This window comes from Mangrovibacterium marinum (assembly GCF_003046625.1).
Lineage (GTDB): Bacteria > Bacteroidota > Bacteroidia > Bacteroidales > Prolixibacteraceae > Mangrovibacterium > Mangrovibacterium marinum.
The window spans coordinates 236,407-257,124 of record NZ_QAAD01000002.1; the positions used below are offsets into that span (position 1 = coordinate 236,407).

17 protein-coding genes are annotated in these 20,718 nt (G+C 47.4%); 11 read left to right on the top strand and 6 right to left on the bottom strand.

Features of this window, described 5'->3' with window-relative positions:
• Positions 1–6: 6 nt before the first annotated feature.
• The 9 genes from C8N47_RS02840 (at position 7) to typA (ending at position 8,131) form a co-directional block, all read left to right on the top strand.
• A complete protein-coding gene (locus tag C8N47_RS02840; RefSeq protein WP_107821001.1) occupies positions 7–543 on the top strand; it encodes a TlpA family protein disulfide reductase in 537 nt (178 codons plus the stop codon).
• 57 nt (positions 544–600) lie between these two features.
• Positions 601–963: a four helix bundle protein gene (locus C8N47_RS02845; protein WP_107821002.1), complete on the top strand. Its 363-nt coding sequence runs from the start codon at positions 601–603 to the stop codon at positions 961–963.
• A gap of 39 nt (positions 964–1,002) precedes the next feature.
• Positions 1,003–1,602 carry an imidazole glycerol phosphate synthase subunit HisH gene (gene hisH, locus C8N47_RS02850; RefSeq protein WP_107821003.1) on the top strand — a complete coding sequence of 200 codons (600 nt, stop codon included), beginning with the start codon at positions 1,003–1,005 and terminating at the stop codon, positions 1,600–1,602.
• A gap of 119 nt (positions 1,603–1,721) precedes the next feature.
• The gene (gene hisA, locus C8N47_RS02855; protein WP_107821004.1) at positions 1,722–2,447 is read left to right on the top strand and encodes a 1-(5-phosphoribosyl)-5-[(5-phosphoribosylamino)methylideneamino]imidazole-4-carboxamide isomerase; all 726 of its coding nucleotides are present in this window, start codon (positions 1,722–1,724) and stop codon (positions 2,445–2,447) included.
• 100 nt (positions 2,448–2,547) lie between these two features.
• A complete protein-coding gene (hisF, locus tag C8N47_RS02860) occupies positions 2,548–3,303 on the top strand; it encodes an imidazole glycerol phosphate synthase subunit HisF (RefSeq protein ID WP_107821005.1) in 756 nt (251 codons plus the stop codon).
• Positions 3,304–3,336: 33 nt separating this feature from the next.
• Positions 3,337–4,428 carry a PDDEXK nuclease domain-containing protein gene (locus C8N47_RS02865; protein ID WP_107821006.1) on the top strand — a complete coding sequence of 364 codons (1,092 nt, stop codon included), beginning with the start codon at positions 3,337–3,339 and terminating at the stop codon, positions 4,426–4,428.
• A 10-nt stretch (positions 4,429–4,438) separates the two neighbouring features.
• The gene (gene hisIE / locus C8N47_RS02870) at positions 4,439–5,035 is read left to right on the top strand and encodes a bifunctional phosphoribosyl-AMP cyclohydrolase/phosphoribosyl-ATP diphosphatase HisIE (RefSeq protein ID WP_107821007.1); all 597 of its coding nucleotides are present in this window, start codon (positions 4,439–4,441) and stop codon (positions 5,033–5,035) included.
• 337 nt (positions 5,036–5,372) lie between these two features.
• Positions 5,373–6,188 carry a carboxylesterase family protein gene (locus C8N47_RS02875; protein WP_107821008.1) on the top strand — a complete coding sequence of 272 codons (816 nt, stop codon included), beginning with the start codon at positions 5,373–5,375 and terminating at the stop codon, positions 6,186–6,188.
• A gap of 137 nt (positions 6,189–6,325) precedes the next feature.
• Positions 6,326–8,131: a translational GTPase TypA gene (gene typA, locus C8N47_RS02880; protein ID WP_107821009.1), complete on the top strand. Its 1,806-nt coding sequence runs from the start codon at positions 6,326–6,328 to the stop codon at positions 8,129–8,131.
• 389 nt (positions 8,132–8,520) lie between these two features.
• On the opposite strand, the gene C8N47_RS02885 is transcribed toward typA, so the two are convergent.
• A complete protein-coding gene (locus C8N47_RS02885; RefSeq protein ID WP_107821105.1) occupies positions 8,521–9,123 on the bottom strand; it encodes a DUF4494 domain-containing protein in 603 nt (200 codons plus the stop codon).
• A 253-nt stretch (positions 9,124–9,376) separates the two neighbouring features.
• On the opposite strand from C8N47_RS02885, the gene C8N47_RS02890 reads away from it, so the two are divergent.
• Positions 9,377–9,583 (top strand): YgaP family membrane protein, encoded by a 207-nt coding sequence (locus tag C8N47_RS02890; protein WP_107821010.1) that lies wholly within the window; start codon positions 9,377–9,379, stop codon positions 9,581–9,583.
• Between the two features lie 76 nt (positions 9,584–9,659).
• On the opposite strand, the gene C8N47_RS02895 is transcribed toward C8N47_RS02890, so the two are convergent.
• The 3 genes from C8N47_RS02895 to C8N47_RS02905 form a co-directional block, all read right to left on the bottom strand.
• Positions 9,660–11,162, bottom strand: coding sequence for an aminoacyl-histidine dipeptidase (locus tag C8N47_RS02895; RefSeq protein WP_107821011.1), 1,503 nt, complete (start codon positions 11,160–11,162; stop codon positions 9,660–9,662).
• Positions 11,163–11,259: 97 nt separating this feature from the next.
• Positions 11,260–12,369 (bottom strand): DUF4831 family protein, encoded by a 1,110-nt coding sequence (locus C8N47_RS02900; protein WP_107821012.1) that lies wholly within the window; start codon positions 12,367–12,369, stop codon positions 11,260–11,262.
• 364 nt (positions 12,370–12,733) lie between these two features.
• A complete protein-coding gene (locus tag C8N47_RS02905; protein WP_107821013.1) occupies positions 12,734–14,257 on the bottom strand; it encodes an NAD(P)H-hydrate dehydratase in 1,524 nt (507 codons plus the stop codon).
• 235 nt (positions 14,258–14,492) lie between these two features.
• On the opposite strand from C8N47_RS02905, the gene C8N47_RS02910 reads away from it, so the two are divergent.
• The gene (locus tag C8N47_RS02910; protein WP_107821106.1) at positions 14,493–16,019 is read left to right on the top strand and encodes a peptide MFS transporter; all 1,527 of its coding nucleotides are present in this window, start codon (positions 14,493–14,495) and stop codon (positions 16,017–16,019) included.
• Positions 16,020–16,106: 87 nt separating this feature from the next.
• On the opposite strand, the gene C8N47_RS02915 is transcribed toward C8N47_RS02910, so the two are convergent.
• Complete coding sequence (locus C8N47_RS02915; protein WP_107821014.1) at positions 16,107–17,027, bottom strand: putative 2-dehydropantoate 2-reductase; 921 nt, start codon at positions 17,025–17,027, stop codon at positions 16,107–16,109.
• Positions 17,028–17,096: 69 nt separating this feature from the next.
• Positions 17,097–20,564 carry a PPi-type phosphoenolpyruvate carboxykinase family protein gene (locus C8N47_RS02920; protein ID WP_107821015.1) on the bottom strand — a complete coding sequence of 1,156 codons (3,468 nt, stop codon included), beginning with the start codon at positions 20,562–20,564 and terminating at the stop codon, positions 17,097–17,099.
• Between the last annotated feature and the right edge of the window lie 154 nt (positions 20,565–20,718).

Here is a 20,718-nt window from a genome sequence, read left to right on the forward strand (position 1 = left end):
TATTTTATGAAGAAATTGAAGAACACGCTGAAAAGCATCATTAGCCTAATTGCAATATTTGCAGGCATCAACGCCTCGGCCCAAACGGACTATGGCTACCTTGTGAAGGTCGGCGATCGGGCTCCGGATTTTGAAACAACAACTCCCGATGGGACGATCGTCAAACTTTCGGATCTGCGCGGAAAGGTTGTGATGCTTCAATTTACAGCCAGCTGGTGCAGCGTTTGCCGCAAAGAAATGCCGCATATTGAAGCCGATATCTGGAACAAACACAAGAGCAATCCCGATTTCGCCCTGTACGGAGTGGATCTGGATGAACCGGCGGAGAAAGTCGAAGCCTTTGCCCAACAAATACCGGTGAGCTACCCGCTGCTGCTCGATGCGAAAGGAGAAATTTTCTACCAATATGCTGAAAAAGGAGCCGGCGTCACCCGCAACGTTATCATCGACAAAAACGGTAAAATTGTTTTTCTCACGCGGCTTTTCAAGCAAGAAGAGTTTGACCAGATGAAAGCTGTAATTGAAGAATTGCTGAAAAAATAGTACAGAAGTACGAAGTACATGAGTTCATAAGTACTTCCACAAACGAAATAATCGACGATGAAAACCTACCGTGAATTTGTTGCCTGGCAAAAAGCCATGACCTTTGTAACCAAAGTGTATAAGACTACCCGCAATTTTCCTCGCGAGGAGTTATTTGGGCTCACAAGTCAGATCCGAAGGTCAGCGATTTCGATTCCCTCAAATTTTGCAGAGGGCTTTGGACGGAAAGGCAACAACGAGTTTCTACGTTTCATCCGCATTGCTATCGGTTCACTTTATGAATGTCAAACTCAATTAGAAATCGCATTCAATATTGAATACCTTGAAATGCAAAAATTCGAAGAACTTTTCGAACAAAGCAGAGAAATTGAAGCGCTGTTAAGGGGACTAGAAAAGAAATTATCGGCCCAAAACTCATGAAATCATGTACTTTACACTCATGAACTAAAATTAAAACCCATGAATTTAGTCATCATCAAATACAACGCCGGGAACATTGAGTCGGTGAACAACGCACTGGAGAGATTGGGCGTAAAAGCTGAAATTACCGGCGACCACGAGAAAATAAAAGCGGCCGACAAGGTCATTTTTCCGGGAGTTGGCGAGGCCAGCACAACCATGGCTTTCCTCAAACAAGAAGGCCTGGACAAACTGATCCCCTCCCTCAAACAGCCGGTTTTAGGCATCTGCCTCGGACTGCAACTGATGTGCAGCCATTCGGAAGAAGGCGACACAGCTTGCCTCGGTATTTTCGAAGAAAAAGTGAAACGCTTTCAACCAAAACCGGGCATGGAGTACGTCACCAAAGTACCGCACATGGGCTGGAACACGATTACCAACCTGAAAAGTGACCTGTTCGACGCGTCTCTGCAAGACCAGTTCGTATACTTTGTTCACTCGTACTACGCAACGGTGGGAGAACACACGGCTGCAGTGGGCAATTACATCAACCCGTTTAGCGCGGCTTTGCACAAAGACAATTTTTACGCCACCCAGTTTCACCCTGAAAAAAGCGGAACTGTAGGCGCCAGGATCTTGGAAAACTTTATAAAATTATAAGCCCCTCCTAACCTCCCCGAAGGGGAGGAACAAAGAAGGCGAACAGATAAGAACTTTTTAGTAAAACTTCAAAAAAACGATTCCCCCTCCCTCGGAGGGGGCTAGGGGGAGGCCTATTTATGATTACAATAATCCCAGCCATCGACCTGATCGACGCCAAGTGCGTGCGCTTGTCTCAAGGCGATTACAATCAAAAGACTGTTTACAACGAAAATCCGCTCGAAGTAGCCAAGATGTTCGAAGATGCCGGAATTACCCGTCTTCACCTGGTTGACCTGGATGGCGCCAAAGCCAAACACATTGTCAACTACAAAGTTCTGGAAACCATCGCCTCTAAAACCAACCTGGTAATCGACTTCGGAGGTGGGTTGAAAAGCGATGAAGATCTGCGCATCGCCTTCGAAAGCGGCGCACAAATGGTTACCGGCGGAAGTATCGCAGTGAAAGACCGGGAAACTTTCCTGAGTTGGATTGAAACCTACGGAGCCGAAAAAATCATACTTGGAGCCGATGCTAAAGACAAGAAAATCGCGGTAAGTGGCTGGCAGGAAGTTTCGGAACTGCCGATCCTCGATTTTATCGATGGCTACACACAAAAAGGCATCCAAAAAGTGATCTCAACCGACATTGCCCGCGATGGTATGTTGAGTGGACCAAGTATTGAGCTTTACAAAGAAATATTGGATCAATTCCCGAAACTGGAATTAATTGCCAGTGGCGGAATCGCGTCGATGAAAGATATTATTGAACTGGACGAGATGGGCGTGCCCGGCGTAATTACCGGCAAAGCCATTTACGAAAACAGAATCAGTTTGGAAGAAATTGAAAAGTACATAAGTAAATAGTCCATTCGTGTATAAGTCCAAAGTACATAAGTTCCGATAACGAACACCACTTATGGACTTATGAACATCGCACTTATGAACTCAAAATCAAAACTGCATCATGCTTGCAAAACGAATAATACCATGCCTGGATATCAAAGACGGTCAGACCGTGAAGGGCATCAACTTTGTCAATATAAAAAGTGTGGGAGACCCGGTTGAACTGGGCGCGATGTACGCCGAGCAAGGAGCCGACGAGCTGGTTTTCCTCGACATTACCGCGACCCACGAAGGCCGCAAAACCTTTGTTGACCTGGTGAAACGCATCGCCCGCGAAATCAACATTCCTTTCACAGTTGGCGGCGGCATCAGCGAACTGAAGGATGCGGAAGCCCTGTTGAGTGCCGGTGCCGACAAGATCAGCATCAACTCATCGGCTGTGCGCAACCCGAAACTGATCGACGAGCTGGCCCTCAATTTCGGAACACAGTTCGTGGTGGTTGCCATCGACGCCAAAAACTACGATGGCCGCTGGACGGTAACTGTCAATGGAGGCCGCATTCCAACCGACAAAGAGTTATTCTCGTGGGCCAAGGAAGCGGAAAATCGGGGCGCCGGCGAGATTCTGTTCACCTCGATGGATCACGATGGAACGAAAGCTGGTTTTGCCAATGCCGAATTGTCGAAAATGGCCGACATGTTGAAAATCCCGATCATCGCCTCCGGCGGTGCCGGTAACATGGATCACTTTGTCGATGTTTTCACCAAAGGAAAGGCCGATGCCGGACTGGCAGCAAGCATCTTCCACTACAAGGAAATTGCCATCCCCGATTTGAAGCATTACCTGAAAAACAAAGGTATTGCAGTTCGCGAATAAGCTGACTATCTTTAGGACTCTCAAGTTACAACCATGAAACCAGTGCCACAGCAACAGTTATTCGAATCAATCAGGCAAGTGCTAAACAGCGCCTGGAAAAACATTTACCGCGCAACCAACTCGAACATGGTCGTTGCTTACTGGCAAATTGGCAGGCTAATTGTTGAAGACGAGCAAAACGGTGAGTCCCGCGCCGATTACGGCAAGATGATCCTGCAAGAACTTTCCGGGAAACTCACGGAAGAATTTGGACGAGGATTCTCCGTTACGAACCTCAAAAACTTCCGGAAATTCTACCTGACTTTCCCGGAAATACAGGGAATTCACGGTGAAACTGATGATCAAATGCAAAAAAGTCAGACAGTGTCTGACTTATTGAGCTGGTCACATTACTGCCTGTTAATGAAGGTTGAAGATATCGAAGCCCGCAACTTTTACATTCAGGAATCGATAAACCAGAACTGGAGTGTCAGAGCCCTCGACCGGCAAATCAGCACCTTGTATTACGAACGATTGCTGTCCAGTCAGGATAAATTGGCCATTCAACAAGAGGCCGAATCAAAAACGAACGATCTGAAAGACTCAGCACGCGACTTCATTAAAGATCCCTATATTCTTGAATTTTTGAAATTAACGCCGGGGAATACTTACCTGGAGAAAACACTCGAAAATTCGCTATTAGAAAATCTTCAGTCCTTCATTCTCGAACTGGGAAAAGGTTTTGCCTTTGTTGGCCGTCAGTACCACATCAATGTAGGGAACGAGCATTACTACATCGATTTGGTCTTCTATAATTACATCCTGAAATGCTTTGTATTGATGGATCTGAAGGTGGGTAAATTAACCCACCAGGATGTCGGGCAGATGGACATGTATGTTCGCCTGTTTGAGGAAAAAATTCGACAAAATGACGACAACCCCACAATCGGAATCATTTTGTGTTCTCAACAAAACGAGTCGGTTATTAAATATTCGGTCTTGGCCGAAAACAAACAACTTTTCACGTCAAGATACAAGCTGTACCTTCCGACTGAAGAAGAATTGAAAAAAGAAATTGAACGCGACCGAATTCATATTGAAAACCGGTTACAGGAAGAATTTGTAAAATATTATTCAAAAAAATAGCATCATAATTATGTCTCAAGTAGATTTTGAAAAAATGAATGGCCTGGTTCCGGCCATCATCCAGGACAACAACACCAACAAAGTGTTGATGCTTGGTTTTATGAACGAAGACGCACTGGCAAAAACCGAAGAGCTGGGCAAAGTAACTTTCTTCAGCCGCACCAAAAACCGTCTTTGGACCAAAGGTGAAGAAAGCGGAAACTTCCTGAATGTTGTTTCAATCGCCTCAGACTGCGACAACGACACACTGCTGATTAAAGTGAACCCGGTTGGGCCGGTTTGCCACACCGGCAGCGACACCTGCTGGAACGAAACGAACTCGGAAGATGTAATGTTCCTGAAATACCTGCAGGATTTCATTGACAAGCGCAAGGAAGAAATGCCGGAAGGATCGTACACCACTTCCTTATTCCAAAAAGGAACACGCAAAATCACGCAAAAAGTAGGTGAAGAAGCTGTTGAAACCATCATTGGCGCCATGGCAAACGACGACGAAAACTTCCTGTACGAGGGAGCCGATCTGCTTTATCACCTCATCGTTCTGCTAACACACAAAGGTTACCGGATCGAAGATTTGGCCCGCGAACTGAAAAAACGCCACAAATAATACCGGAGAGCAAAGCTGCTACCGGTATCGGATGATAACAAAAGGGACGAATTTTTCGATTCGTCCCTTTTGTGCCAACTTCAAACTTTATCGGACAACCTGCAAACGCTGTCAGATCACCTGCAAGCTTCGTCGGGCGACCCGCATACAGCTGCGGACGAGCCACCGGTTTTAACGGGCCAATCGCAAATACCATCGCCCAAACCAACAGGTTCTGCCTGAAAGTCGAAAATGATTCAAAACAGTTGTTAACAACTGTAAAACAATCCGTTTTAACAGGACTTGCTATTTCGCAGAATCAACTTTTGCCTATATTCGCCCCAACAATTCCCCCGGTATGCGCTTAAAACTGCTCTTCATCGTTTTCCTGTTCTTTTCGATTGCTTTCAGATTGGAAGCTGCCGAAGGTGAACGACCATTAAAGCAGGTACACTACAACTACCTCACCTACGTGCCCGAAAACTACGACAGCACACAAGCCAATTTGTACCCGGTAGTCATCTATCTGCATGGTCGGTCGGCATCGGGAACGGACCTCAACCGGGTTCGCCGCTACGGTCTGCCCTACTTCCTGGATCACGGTAAAAAGATGGATTTTATTGTTGTTGCACCGCAATGCCCCTGGGGAAAACGCTGGTCGAGCGAAAATTGGCTGGACTCGATGATGGTTGAATTGAATGCCAAGTACCGGATTGACAACGATCGGATTTACCTGACCGGCATGAGTCTCGGCGGCTTTGGAACCTGGGAGTTAGCCAATATGTACCCGAATCGGTTTGCAGCCATTGCCCCCATGTGTGGCGGTGGAAATACAGCCTGGGCCGACAATATTTTCCATATCCCAACCTGGGTTTTTCACGGGGTTCAGGATCGTTTGGTTCCGGTTCTGCGATCAGATCAAATGGTGAAGGCACTCGAAGCGCATCATGCTTTGGTCAAGTATGACCGTTTGAGTAAAAAAGGGCACGACTTGAGTCGCCTTTTCAATGATGACAGGCTCTATGCGTGGTTTGCCCAATTTACACGCCGTCCAATTGACGAAGATAATTCTCTTCCCCCTATTGAACCTCTTTGGTTCAGCGAATTCAAGAGTCCAACACCCGAAGTATCCCCAACGTCAGGTCTTCCATCGCCCAGGATCGGCTCATTTTAGGCGTAGTGACACTTACAAATTTCGATTGATAGTCAGAAGCTTCCGATTCTCCTGTTAAGTTACCGTCAAGAAATAACAGGCAACGAACAATCCATTCGAAATAAAACTATCTTTGCGCCACCAATTTTGGAGAATATATGCAGAAGATCAGAAACATCGCGATTATCGCGCACGTTGACCACGGCAAGACGACCTTGGTTGACAAAATCATTTACTACTGTAACCTCGTTAAGGATCACGAAAAACGTGAAGACCTGATTCTCGATAACAACGATCTGGAACGTGAACGCGGGATTACCATTCTGGCAAAGAACGTTTCGGTAACTTACAAAGATGTAAAGATTAACATTATTGATACACCGGGTCACGCCGACTTTGGTGGCGAAGTGGAACGCGTGCTAAACATGGCCGATGGTGTACTTTTGCTGGCTGATGCCTTTGAAGGAACCATGCCTCAAACGCGCTTCGTACTTTCCAAGGCATTGGCACTGGGCTTGAAGCCAATTGTTGTGATCAACAAAGTTGACAAGCCAAACTGCCGCCCCGAGGAAGTACACGAACAAGTATTCGACCTGATGTTCAGCCTCGATGCAACTGAAGAGCAGCTGGAGTTCCCGACAATCTACGGATCGGCCAAAGAAGGCTGGATGACAACCGATTTGGCTCAAAAATCGGATAATATCGGACCTCTGCTGGATGCCATTTTGGAAAACATTCCTGCACCTAAAGAAAATCCCGGCACTCCGCAGATGTTGATCACCTCGCTGGATTATTCATCTTACGTTGGTCGTATCGCTATCGGCCGCATCCACCGCGGTGAATTGAAAGAAGGCATGCAAGTTGCACTGGCCAAACGCGATGGTTCGGTTAAACGAACAAAAATAAAAGAAATTCATACCTTCAGCGGCTTGGGTCGTCAAAAAGTAGAATCGATGCACGATGGTGACATCTGTGCCTTGGTGGGAATCGATGGCTTCGACATCGGCGACTCCATCTGCGACATTGAGAAACCCGAACCCCTGGATCCAATCGCTGTTGATGAACCAACCATGAGCATGGTTTTCACCATCAACGATTCACCATTCTTCGGTAAAGAAGGAAAATTTGTGACTTCGCGCCACATCAAGGAACGTCTGGATAAAGAGCTGGAGAAAAACCTGGCGCTGCGTGTTGTTCAGGGCGAATCGGCCGATTCATTCACCGTTTACGGACGTGGTGTGCTTCACTTGTCGGTATTGATTGAAACCATGCGTCGCGAAGGATACGAGTTGCAGGTTGGTCAGCCCAAAGTATTATTCAAAGAAATTGGTGGTATTAAATGTGAGCCGATCGAGGAAATGCACGTTGATGTACCGGACGAATACAGCGGCAAGGTTGTGGAGATGGTGACCATCCGCAAAGGTGAAATGCAAAACATGGAACGCAAAGGCGACCGGATCCACCTGGAATTTTTGATTCCGTCGCGCGGCATCATCGGTTTGCGTACCAATATGCTAACCGCAACAGCCGGCGAGGCCGTGATGACGCACCGTTTCATCGAATATCAACCGATGAAAGGGGAAATCGAAGGTCGCCAAAACGGTTCGTTGATTGCCAAAGAACCCGGAACAACCTTTGCCTACGCGTTGAATAAACTGCAAGATCGTGGTAAATTCTTCATCGGACCGCAAACCGAGGTTTACGAAGGTATGGTGATTGGTGAAAATAGTCGCGCCGACGATATCGTGGTAAACGTTACCCAGTCGAAAAAACTGACCAACATGCGTGCCTCGGGTTCCGACGACAAGGTGAAGCTTGCTCCGCCAATCGTGTTCAGCCTGGAAGAAGCGTTGGAATACATTGGTAACGATGAATACCTGGAAGTAACGCCACAATCGTTGCGGATGCGTAAGATCTTCCTGAAAGAAGCCGAACGTAAACGCGGTGGCAAAATCAACTACTAGTAGCTGCAACAAATAACACGCTATAATTCAAACAGCGCTTATCCGACAAACTGGGTAAGCGCTGTTTTTTTTGCTGCGTCATCACGGAGACGCTTACGAGTTGCTAAGGCGAATGTCAATAACGAGTCTTGATTCGACGTGGAACGACAACCCGACAACTTTTGAAAACAACGACAACAGCATCGTTGAAAAAATCCAAAACTTTCATCCCAATTGAAACTTCCCGGGCTCCTGCGCTTTTTTACATTCAGGATATGCTCTCTGCCCTTGAATTGTTGTAACTTGCTTCGTGTTAGCCAAACAAAGTACTTGTTTTAGCAGCATTGCACCCCTGTGGTTTCCTCTAAAAAAACAGGCCCGCCTGAGCGTATCAGACGGGCCTGTATTTTTTAAGCATTGGGATCTTCGTCGGTCTCCCCGTCGGCAATTGGCGGGTCATCGTCAAAGTCACCTTCTTCGGCATCACTTTCTTCAAACTGCTCGGAAGCCATCAACTCCTCGGTCGATTCGTGCACCTGCTCAACCGGCTTTAAATGCGGAGGTACCTCTTGCGGCTGTTGATCTTCCGAGAAATACGGGAACACGTCAACAATGGGGCTTAAGGCCATCGATGTGGTGTTGTAAGGAACCAAGATGTAGGAAAGTCCTTCTTCCAAACGTTGAAAAGCCTCCTTGAAATCGTCGGCGGCCACCAGAAAATAGTTGTTTACTTTCTTTTCCTTGCCCGCTTTTTCGTCGATGGTTACAATGGCAATGCGCGCCTTGTACCAATATTCGCCACTCTCGGCCGGGAAAATTTCAATAATATTCGATTTTTTGATGTTGTCGATATGAAACTCACCACGGATAATCTGTTGCATTTGCTGAATTGTCCGCGTTTCAGCATCGGTGAATGAAACGGCATCAACCAGGTAAGATTCGCTGACTTTCTTCTCGCGACCATCCTGGTCAATTTTTACATATTTTACTTTTACTTCGAACCAAGTTTGCATGTTATTCATTTTTTATCCACCCACAAAGATATTCGCTTTGCCGAGTATGTGCCTCCTTTTCAATATTATTTATCCGGAAAATGTGTTTGATCGACGGCAACGCTACTGACAGCCGACTGGGCTGAACATTGCATATTGGGCACCCCCGTAGTATCTTCAGCCACTCTTATGCTGTCTGTTGCTGACTGAGGCGAAACATCTAGCAGCGCAAAATGCTATCTTAGCGGAATAGGTCAAATTAAACTATCATTCCATGAAACGAAATATCGGAAGGGCCGATCGGCTACTGCGCGTAATCATTGCAGCAATTATTGCTTTGTTGTTCCTCAACGGTACAATCGGTCGAACCTGGGGGCTGGTCTTAATGGTTATTGCCATCGTTTTGGTTTTAACCAGCCTGTTTCGCTTTTGCCCGCTTTACCGCCTTGGGGGCATCGACAGTTGCCGGAAAAAGCCGTAAATAGCCGGCTAAAAAAAACAGGTCCGACTTCGCAAAGCCGGACCTGTTTTTTCTGTTACTTGGAATGGTCGAAAAACTATTCAACTGCATCCTCTGCACCACCTTCCGTTTCTTCCTTCACGGGGATGCTTTTGAGCGTTTCGAGCAGAAAATCCCAGAATTTAGCAACCGATGGCACATTGACTTTTTCGTCGGGCGAGTGCGGGAAGCGAATCGTCGGTCCAAAAGAGATCATGTCCCAATGCGGATAAGTGCCTCCCAGGATACCGCATTCGAGACCGGCATGGATGGCTTTGATCTGCGGAAGCTTTCCGTATTTCGCCTCAAAAATACCCTGCATGGTTTTCAAAATCGGCGAATCCATATTGGGGTTCCAGCCTTGGTACGAACCGCTGAATTTCACCTTGGCGCCGGCCAACGAGAACAGCGCCTTAATCCGTTGTCCCAGGTTTACTTTCACCGAATCTACCGAGCTGCGCATCAGAAAATAAATGCTGACAGTCTTTTTCTTTTTATCGGATTTTACAACGGCCATGTTGCTGGATGTTTCCACCAGCCCAGGCATACTGTCCGACATCCGAATCACGCCATTGGGACAAGCCAGCACTGCCTCGGTTAAGCGAAGCTGTGTTTTTTTATCAATGACCTTTTCAATGACGTTTTCGGGCACCAGTTCAATCCGAATATCGGGATCAGTGAGGGCAAATTCCTGCTTGATGATTTGTTCGAGCGAGCTCACCAAAGCACACACTTTGTCCCACTTTTTCTTTTTCACAGCCACCACGCCAAAGGCTTCACGCGGAATAGCATTGCGCAGGCTTCCCCCCTCGATGCTCACCAGACGAACCTGGTGTTTCTCGAATGCGCGGCTAAGCACCCGAAAGAATAGCTTGTTGGCATTGGCTCGCTGCAAGATAATATCCATGCCCGAGTGGCCACCTTTCAGTCCGGTAACGCTCAAACGACCACCGATATAATTTTTCGACATTTCTTTTTTCTTGTAGTCAAAAGTAACCGAAACGTCTTCGCCACCGGCACATCCTACATACAGTTCGCCCTCGTCTTCCGAGTCCATGTTCAACAGAATTTCACCTTGCAAAAGGCCCGCTTCCAGCCCTTCGGCACCATCCATCCCGGTTTCCTCGGTGGCGGTAAACAAGGCCTCAACCGGCCCGTGTTCCACCGACTTTGATGCTAACACCGCCATGGCTGCTGCGGCACCAATTCCGTTATCGGCCCCCAGTGTCGTGCCATTGGCCTTTACCCAATCGCCATCGATAAGCGTCTCGATCGGGTCGTTTTCAAAATCATGCGTCTTATCCGAATTTTTCTGCGGCACCATGTCCAGGTGGGCCTGCAGAATCACTCCTTTACGGTCTTCGAAACCCGGTGTTGCAGGCTTACGAATAATAATGTTTCCAACTTCGTCTTTCACGGTTTCCAGCCCCAGACTAAGTCCAAAATTGTATACAAAGTCCTGAATTTTTTCTTCATGATTTGAAGGACGCGGTATTTGCGTCAATGCATGAAAGTTCTCCCAAAGCGCTGTTGGCTCCAGTTTACTAATGTCATTACTCATGCTCCTGTTATTTTAAAGGTTGAATATTTACGAATGAAAAAGCCGGGTTTGAGTCCGGCTCTGTTGTTTAAACACCTGTCAATTCGTCGGGTTCAATTTATTTCGCGCCAACATTTTTAATGGCGCCACTCGTGGAGTGAAAAACAACGGTGTGATTCCCATCGAGCAATTCGTCCGGCACTGGAAGTACAGTTCCGAACTGAGCAATATCCAGGCGGGCCATAGCCAACAGGTTAACACCGTTCATTAACCGAAGTTCGGCCTTACCCGGCATGCGGTAGAAGATATGACTTACACCAGCCGTTGCCCCCTTTTGTTTTGCCTGTGCCGAAGCTAGCTCGTCAAGCTTTTTCAGCTCTATTTGCACCGGTTTGCCACTCAGATCGGTCTTCGGAAGCACCCCTTTGGTCTCGGAAAACCTGAACACAACATCGCCCGACACGGAGTTGTCGCCGGGGATATAGTCGAAACTGTATTCAAAACTGTTCTTATAACTCTTTCCAATAAAAAGTGCCACATAGTCATCTTCCAGTTGGTCCAGTTCTTTCACCATCACGGCGTAAGCCTTACCATCGGGCAGTTGCTCATCATAGGCATTGGCCAGGGCTTTAAAGCGGCGTTTGCGTAATTTGGTGATGGTATGGGCTGCTTCCTGCGCCTTTTGCTGGAGCGACTTCGCGATCAAGACATTGGCCGAAGCAGAGTCGGGCTTTTCAAAGAAGGGGTTTAACGATAAGTCGGGGAACGGATAAGCAGGAATGCTGCTATCGTCGGCAAAAGTAGCCACCGCAGGCGCTACTGTCCGGGTTTCAACAGCAGTATTGATCGCTGCCAGCACACCGTCGTCGGTCAGGTTGATCAGCGAGCCATTCAAACCGGCAGTTTTGTAAATCTGATTAGGATCGGCTTCGCCAAAGGTTTCGATACGAACGCCGGTGATCAGCCATTTTTCGTGATCGGTGGTTGGGGCATTTTTCAGGCCCAGCATAGCCTCGGCGAATTGCGCATAAGGACCGGCAAAGAACTTTTCCCGTTCAGCCTGAACATGAATACGCAGACCGGTGCGTGGTAAGCTATAGGCCAATCCGTCCGTGAGAACCGGCATCGCGTTTTTATCACTGCGCTGTGCGAAGGCCGGCACACAAAAGGCGGCCAGCAAAGCGAACAAAAGAAATTTGGTTTTCATATTTTCCTGTTTGAATTTCATGCTTTATGTGATCAATTTTAGACTGATAAAAGATCAGCCAGCCAACCAGGGCCGACCCAACCAGTTCTGTAAGTTCCAAAAATAGCGAATCGATCAGCAATCTACGATGATTTTAATCTTAAAAATTCGTAACAACGAGACTCGGGCGCCCTTCCCCGAATGCTGACAAGCCCCTCTGCGACCTAATACCTCTGCCCGCTTGCCTACTGACTGAATGAATGAAAACCGGGGAGAAGACAATTCTTCAAAAACTAAAATAACGCCGTAGATCTGCTCTCTCAAGTCGATATCGCTAAAAAAAGGACAGAAACTTCTTGAGCCCGAACTAAATTCGCCCCCGGTTCCCGAATCACCATCCCCAGAGTCAATCAGCCCAATTCTGCAATAGCGAAAAAGCCTCGCCGAGATGCGCCACAATGTCGCTCGCCAACAGCGCTTCGTAACCGAGATGATTGGCAGCCAGGTCGCCGGCCAATCCATGCAGATAAACGCCCAGCAAGGCTGCTTCCTTCGGGCGATAGTGCTGAGCCAGCAAGCCCAGGATGATTCCGGTGAGCACATCGCCACTACCGGCTGTTGCCATACCGGGGTTGCCGGTTGTGTTGAAATAGATGTCGCCGTCAGGCAGGCTGATGGATGTAAAGCCTCCCTTCAGGACAACAATTACACCGTATTTCCGGGAGAACGCCTGTTGTGACTGAAGCCGGGAGTAGTTGTCGCCGGTAGCTTCTGTGAGGCGCTCAAACTCCTTGGGGTGCGGTGTCACGATGGCATTGGCGGGCAACAGATCGAGCCATTCTTTGTGCATCGACAAGATATTCAATGCGTCCGCATCCAACACCAGCGCATCGGGTTGGGCCAGCAGGAGCTCTTTGAGGGCCCGCTGCGAGTTGGACTTGGTTCCGATACCGGGTCCGACACCAACGGCCGAGAACTGCTTTAGGTCCGGAAACTCGGTAAACATCAGGTCCGAGGCGTCGATCGAGCACATAGCCTCAGGTACTGCCGTTTGTAAAACAGCTGTTCCCGAGTGTGGTACATGGGCCGTTAACAAGCCCACCCCCGAGCGCAGACAACCTTTAGCTGCGAGCACTGCTGCCCCCATTTTGCCATAGGCCCCGGCCACCAGCAAACCATGGCCAAAAGTTCCTTTGTGGGCAAACAGCGAGCGCACCTTCAGCAGGGCGGCCACATCGTCGGTATCTACGAAAAAGTACGACGTTTGCTTTTGGACAATCCCCTCCTCGTGCAGACCGATGGGCAACACTTCCCAAACGCCAATCAAATCTTCGGTCTCGGAATAAAAAAAGCACAACTTCGGGAACTGAAATGTCAAGGTGTAGGTTGCGCGAATCACATTCTCGAGCGGATTGCCGGCGTTATCCTCGCCAAACAGCCCGCTTGGAATATCGATGGCCAGGATTTCTGCGGGTTGGCTGTTCAGATAATTCACCACTTCCAGCGGCAGTCCCTGCAGCGGGCGGCTGAGGCCCGAGCCAAAGAGGCCATCCACGATCAGTGCATCATCGGGGATCTCCGGAAAGTCGACAGCTGTAGCAAGCACGGTGATTTCAGCTTTCATCTGCTGCTGCAAACGTACCAGGTTCACCTCGGGTGCGCCGGTTAACGAATGCCCCAGATCGAGCAGAAATACCCGACAACGGTAGTCCACATTCGCCATCAGGCGGGCAAGAGCCAGTGCGTCGCCGCCATTATTACCAGGCCCGACAAAAAAATACAACAGACGCTCGTTAACAATATTTTGCACAATCCAGTTGGCTAGCTGTAAGGATGCGCGCTCCATGAGATCGATATTCGAGATTGGTTCGTTCTGCATAGTGTATTGATCCAGCTCAGCGATTTGACGGCTTGTAAATATTTTATTCATGATAGTAATGTTTTTTCCAAAAAGCAGCGAGCTTTTCTTCCTATAAATGTACGCAATGAACTTTGCCTGCACAAAGGCTCAAAACGAAAATTTCCTGCAACTATTCGGGAAAAATATCAGCAAGCAGGATGATTTTATTTCTTAAGAATATCAAAAGAATGACATCTTTCAACAATTTGTGTTTTTTAAAATGATAAATTTGACAGCTTATAATCAAAAAAATTTTTTCGCAGTTATGAGTGACAAGAACAAAGCTTTCTTTGGGCATCCGATTGGACTGTCGACGTTGTTTGCCAGTGAGATGTGGGAACGGTTCAGCTACTACGGAATGCGCGCCTTGTTGGTGCTGTTCCTGACAGCGCAATTTGCAACCGGTGGTTTCGATATGGCAGAACTGGATGCATTCACCATTTATGGGATTTTCACCGGCTTAGTCTATGTAACCCCGATTTTTGGCGGAATCCTGGCTGACAAAGTACTAGGGCAGCGCAAATCGATATACATCGGAGGAGTAACCATGGCTATCGGCCAGTTTTTGCTGGCCTCGAGTGCCTGGCTTCACGGAGCCGACACGGCTTTGGAAACCCGTCAAACCTTGTTTTATGCCGGCTTGGGTATTCTGATTGCCGGGAATGGGTTCTTCAAGCCCAACATCTCGACGATGGTTGGTGAACTGTACGACAACAACGACCCGCGCAAAGACGGTGGATTCACCATCTTTTATATGGGTATTAATATTGGCGCATTTTTGTCGCCGCTTGTGGCCGGTAAACTGGGGGAACAGGTGGCCTGGCAGTATGGTTTCTTGGCTTCCGGTATCGGGATGCTTATCGGTACAACCTGGTTTTTCCTGCGCAGTCATACCCTGGGGCACATTGGCATGCCTCCGAAAGTAAAATCGGAACGCGTGCGTTTGGCCATCAACGACTGGATGAACATCCTGGTTTATGTGGTAGCTGTGGTGGCGCTTATTTTTGGGGTAATTCTGGGATGGACCGCCATACCGTCGGCTGTATCCACCGGATTAATCTACCTCATCGCCATTGGCGCCGTGTTCGTGTTAGGCTTCAACATATTTAAAGGAACATCGGGAAAAACCGAATGGTCGCGTATTGGTGTGATTCTGGTTTTGGCTTTGTTCAACATTTTCTTCTGGAGTGGATTTGAGCAAGCGGGTACAACCTTCAACATTTTTGCGCGCGACAATACGCAACGCATGATCGGCAGCTGGGAAATTCCGGCAACCTGGTTTCAGAGCGTCAACGCGATTTACATTGTCATTTTTGCTCCAATCTTCAGTGTACTGTGGACCGCCCTGGACAAACGCAAATTGAACCCCAACACGCCGATGAAATTTGCCTGGGGGATGATTTTACTCGCTCTCGGCTTTGTAGCCATGGCAATCGCCTATACCCGTTCTACCTCGGGCGAAGAAATCCGTCTGGTTAGCCCGCTTTGGTTATGCCTGGTATTCTTGCTCCATACCTTTGGCGAGTTATGCCTGTCGCCCATCGGGCTGTCGATGGTTACCAAATTGTCGCCTCCCAAACTGGTGTCAACGATGATGGGAATCTGGATGGGATCCTTTGCTGCCGGTAACTTTGTGGCCTCACAAATGAAAGCGATCTCCCTGAAACTTCAGGAAAGCTTGAATATGGAAATTCAGGTATTCTGGCTAATTGCGATTCAATCGGCCATTATTGCAGTTATCCTGATTTTACTATCTCCCTGGTTAAAGCGTATGATGCACGGTATTAAATAACACCAACATTGAGATCTAAAAAACGGGCTGTCCATCTAATTTTGCGGACAGCCCGTTTTCTTTTTGGGGCGAATCAAGCAACGACTGCTATTGCAGATTCATCGCATTGTAAAAATGCAACTGCTTCTCGAGCACCTCAACTTTAGACATTTTAAAACCGCATTTCAACGCCTCGGCTATGGGCTGACTGTATATTGCATCAATCTCCATGGGACGTTTATGCTCATAATCGAGCTTCATGCTGGGCGCATAAGGAGTCATTTTTGCCGTTACAGCCATCATCTTATCCGCAAAATCGCGCTTTAACGGAACACCAGATGCATTGGCTGCATCAACGACTTCATACATCATTTCATGCGCAAGTTTACTGCTTTCTTCGTTAGCCATAATTTGATCGGTCGTTGCATTCAGCACCACCGTGAGTCCGTTAAACGGGACATTCCATACCAACTTCTGCCAACGCGCCATAGCCAAATCATCGGTAAGCTGACAGGGAACACCGGCATCGTTAAAATCGAAGCGAATCTGCTGCAGAACCTCCGGCTGTTTCAAATTAAACGAACCAATCGTAAGCTTTCCCAAATCGAGGTGGTGAATATGCCCTGGCCCAACTTTGCTGGAACAAATAAAGGCCAGTGCTCCGGCAATCTGAGCACCCGGCAAACTGGCTGCGGCTTGTTGCTCGACACCTAGCCCGTTCTGAATGAGAACAACAATCGTATCCTCGTGCATTATGGGCGACAAAAGTTCCTTCAGCAGATGATTGTTTGTTGTTTTCAGGCAAACTAACACCACATCAGCTTTGGGCATCGCTGAGGCGTTGGAATAAGCATGAATCGGCTTAACAACAAAATCGCCCGTCACGGAATCGACCCGAAGTCCCAGATCCCGCACCTGTTGATAATCGGAGTTCAACAGAAAATGAACGTCCTGCCCGTTTTTCGCTAACATTCCACCATAAAAGCCTCCCAGTGCTCCGGTTCCGATAACCGCATAACGTAAATTCATAAACAAGCTATTTGTATTAAAAAACGAAAGGGAGCAAACTGCTCCCTTTCAACTATTTGTAAATTTGATTTATTCAGCAATAGGCTGCATCGGATCCAGTCCGAGTGTACCTTTTAACTCGTTCAGATATTCGGGGCTGCTCACTTTCTCCAACTCTGCTTTGGCTTTGGCCAGACGGGCTGGTAAATCCAGACGCACAGCGGTTGAAGCATAATTTTTGCGGCTCAAAACATCTTCGATATAGGCAACACTTTGTGCACAACGCTCGATATCGGCATTTTGCTTAGCAACCAAACGCTCTTTGTACCAGTCGCTGTTCAGCACCACTTCAGGGGTAAACATGGCACGAATCTCCGGATCGTTGCGGTCTTTACCGTTGTATTTGCCATCCACCATAATGTGCACCAAGGCTTTCAACGGCGGGCAAAGACGCTCAATCGTTCCATCGGTCATCAAGCCTTCGGCAACACGTTTTTGAGTAATTGACAGGTTATCGATTGAAGCGACGAACATATCGAGATCCTGCAATTCAGGATGCAGCATTTCTTCGTTAAACACCGCATCAGCCTTACTGAAGATACGGGCCATGAAATGTTTCACAAACTTCACCGTAATCCGGTAGCCCAGCAAACTGGCATCAATTTTCCGCCCTTTGTATTCGAAATCTTCCACTTTTTCAAGATATCCGTTTTCGATCAGGAACTTCGGATCGCGCTCAGCAACCGACATACGACACCAGATTTCAGGAATCAACAGGCTGACATCGTGGTCAACTTTGTATTTCGGACCGACATAACCGGCGGCCGAGCTAAAGCCGTCGTAGCCCGTCAAAATGTACGACAAGAAAGCATTGTTCAGGTCGGCAGCGGGCAACAAGCTGTTAAACGGGCCTTTGGTCAAAGCACCTTCAGAACCGAAACCGGTTGTCGAGGGCGACTTACCAGTGATACTGCAGATAAAGTCGATAAACAGTTCGGGCAGCTCCTGGTAGTGAACCGGGTTGTATACAGCCAGTGGCGGTACATTGTTGGCCGGTTCTGCCGGGTTGTTCCGACGTCCGGGCAACACTGCGTTAACCGGCATGTATAATGGTTTATCCAAAGGTATCTTCCGGTGGATCCGAGCTGAAATTTCAGCAACATATTTATCCAGCGGATCAACCAAGTCGGGGCGGGTTTGCAGATAACGTACGTTCTTTGACGGTTTTCCGTCGACGATTCGAGGCTCTGAAGATATGACCAGATATTCGGGTTTATCCGATTTCAGGAAGTTGTTGATCAACTCCTTAACCGGTTCTGTGTACAATTCAAAACCAATCGCATCATCCTTAATCGCCTGAACCTGTTCGCGGGTCAAAGGCTCGAAGTTAGATACAAAGGTACCAGCACTTGAAAGATCTTTCTCAGCTTGTTTGTCATATCCTTTAACAACAGCATCGTCAGGACGCTGGAACAAACGAGCCTCACAGTTTTTAACGATCTTCACACTCGGGTTTTTATATTCCGGGTTCAGGTTAGTCAATTTATCTGCACCTAAAACAACTGAAGCGGTGATATCATCTTCAACCTGAACTTTTGCTGAAGGGTTAAAATCCTGACGCAACAAGAAGATTCTCCAGGAACCGTCCGCATCGTGACCTACACGCAGGTAGTTCGACAGCAGTTTGTTGCTCTTATATTTCAGCTCATTACCCGGAACACCGTTAACTTTATCAACCGAGAAATATTTTCTCCAGTCGGTATCCCATTCCTGCGAATAGTTTCCTTTGATAACGTAAATCAACACTTTGATACGCTGTGGCAAGGAAACCAGCCATTCGTTGTATTCGTCGGTATATAAATCAGAAGGAGTCAACAACTTAATCACCGATCCCAATGAACGCTTCGGGCTTAGGATGTGACGTGGCTTGTTTACCGAATAGTCTGCCGGAACTTTGAAACGATTTGAAAAATCATGCGCCATGATCTTTTCAACCATATCCAAATCTTCATTCAAATCACCAACAATGTACGATCCCTGGATCATGGCATCCTTGATTGATTTTGAAATCTCAGACTTACCACCTCCGGATACTGTACAAGGTTTGTGGCAAAGTGTTCCTTCGGCATAAGTACCAACCAGGTGCCATTTGGGTCCTTCGATGCGTTTTTTCATCTCTACCTTATAACCGTTCGGGTAGATGTAAACTTTATATGGCAACAACTTGATTGATTGCTTTTCTGTTCCCTGTTTCCAGCTTACACTTTGCGTGTTTAAGTCGAAAACAGCATCTTCGGGAACATACAGTACATTGTTGAAGTTAACATCAACGGCGTACCCTTCCGGTTTCAATTCAATCAGGTCGGCGTATTGATAAATAAAGGAGGCGAAGTTCATTCCGTTAGAAGGAATACGCTCGTCGATATAGCATTTTTCCCCTAAGTTATAGCTGCGGCAAGCAATTGCACCACCGGCATGCTCTTCTTCAGCCAAACCATACAAGTTGGCCGAGTAACCAATCATGGTTTTTACTTCCTTCTTGCAATAACCGAAGTAGTTATCCGAGATCAGTGTAACAACCACGCCACGTTCATCACGGCAAGTGATTTTAAAGGCGCTTCCATCGTTATACTTTTCGGTTTCATCTTTCCAGCACATGCCATCGCGGCGCTGACGTTCGGTCGCATTATCGTAATGGGGTAATCCCAATTCTTTTTTGGTAAAGCTTGTCAGGTGCGGAGCCAAAATCACACAGCCCGTGTGTCCGGTCCAGTGTTCGGGGTCGAGTGCGGCATCGTTTTCCGGTAGAAACGGGTCTCCGGCATTACCAAAAATTGACTCCACAAAGTCCAGGTTCGACACCAGGCTACCGGGAGCTAAAAAGGCAACTTCCATTGATTTTTCGGCAATAACGCCAGGAACTTCAGGAACAACGATTGGCCGAAGCATTAAGCTTACAAACAGCTGTGCCGGATTTTCCAACTTTGCAGTAAACGGCAAGGTCATCGTTTCTTTTGGCGGGTTCAGAGCCGCCTGCAAAAGTTTACTGAAGGTGATTTTGGGCACGGCTTTTTTATCAGCAGCAATTGGCAAGCCTCCTTCGACGACGTGGAACACTCCTTTTGTTGTACGGCGGTCTGAGGCGGGGTTGTTCAGGATCCCCTGAGCTGTGCGATAAGTTTTAATCTGCTCGGTCTCGTGAAAATCTTCTCCCGGAGGGATCGAGATAATACGAGCCAGGCCGTAGCGATCTAAGATAAACGGATTTTCCGGGAAAGTGATGGTGTTATCACCCGGCACATCACTGAGGTAGTCTTCCAGGAAGTTCCGGATTCTCTGCCCCAAGGGTGAAGCATTATTGGATAACAAACGTGATTTGATGTTATAGTTATTCAATAACGGCTTTGCAATCTCCAGGAAATCAGTTTTGATACCTGAATTACAAGTCGGATAACCATCGGCTGCCAGCTTCAAATTAATGTACTGGATCTTTTTTTTCTCTGACACCTCGGGCTCATTCACTTCGGAGCCAATTCCAAAGGTTCTGTTTACAGTCATGGTTTTTGAATTATTTAAATTAAACTCGATGTTCTGAAGGATCGTTTTTTTTCCTATTTACGTTCGTGTAATTCGATAGTTTCCTTCAGACTCCGGCCAATCAGCCGAAGTTTTAACTTCTCAAAAATAAACAGAAATAAATGCTACAATCAGA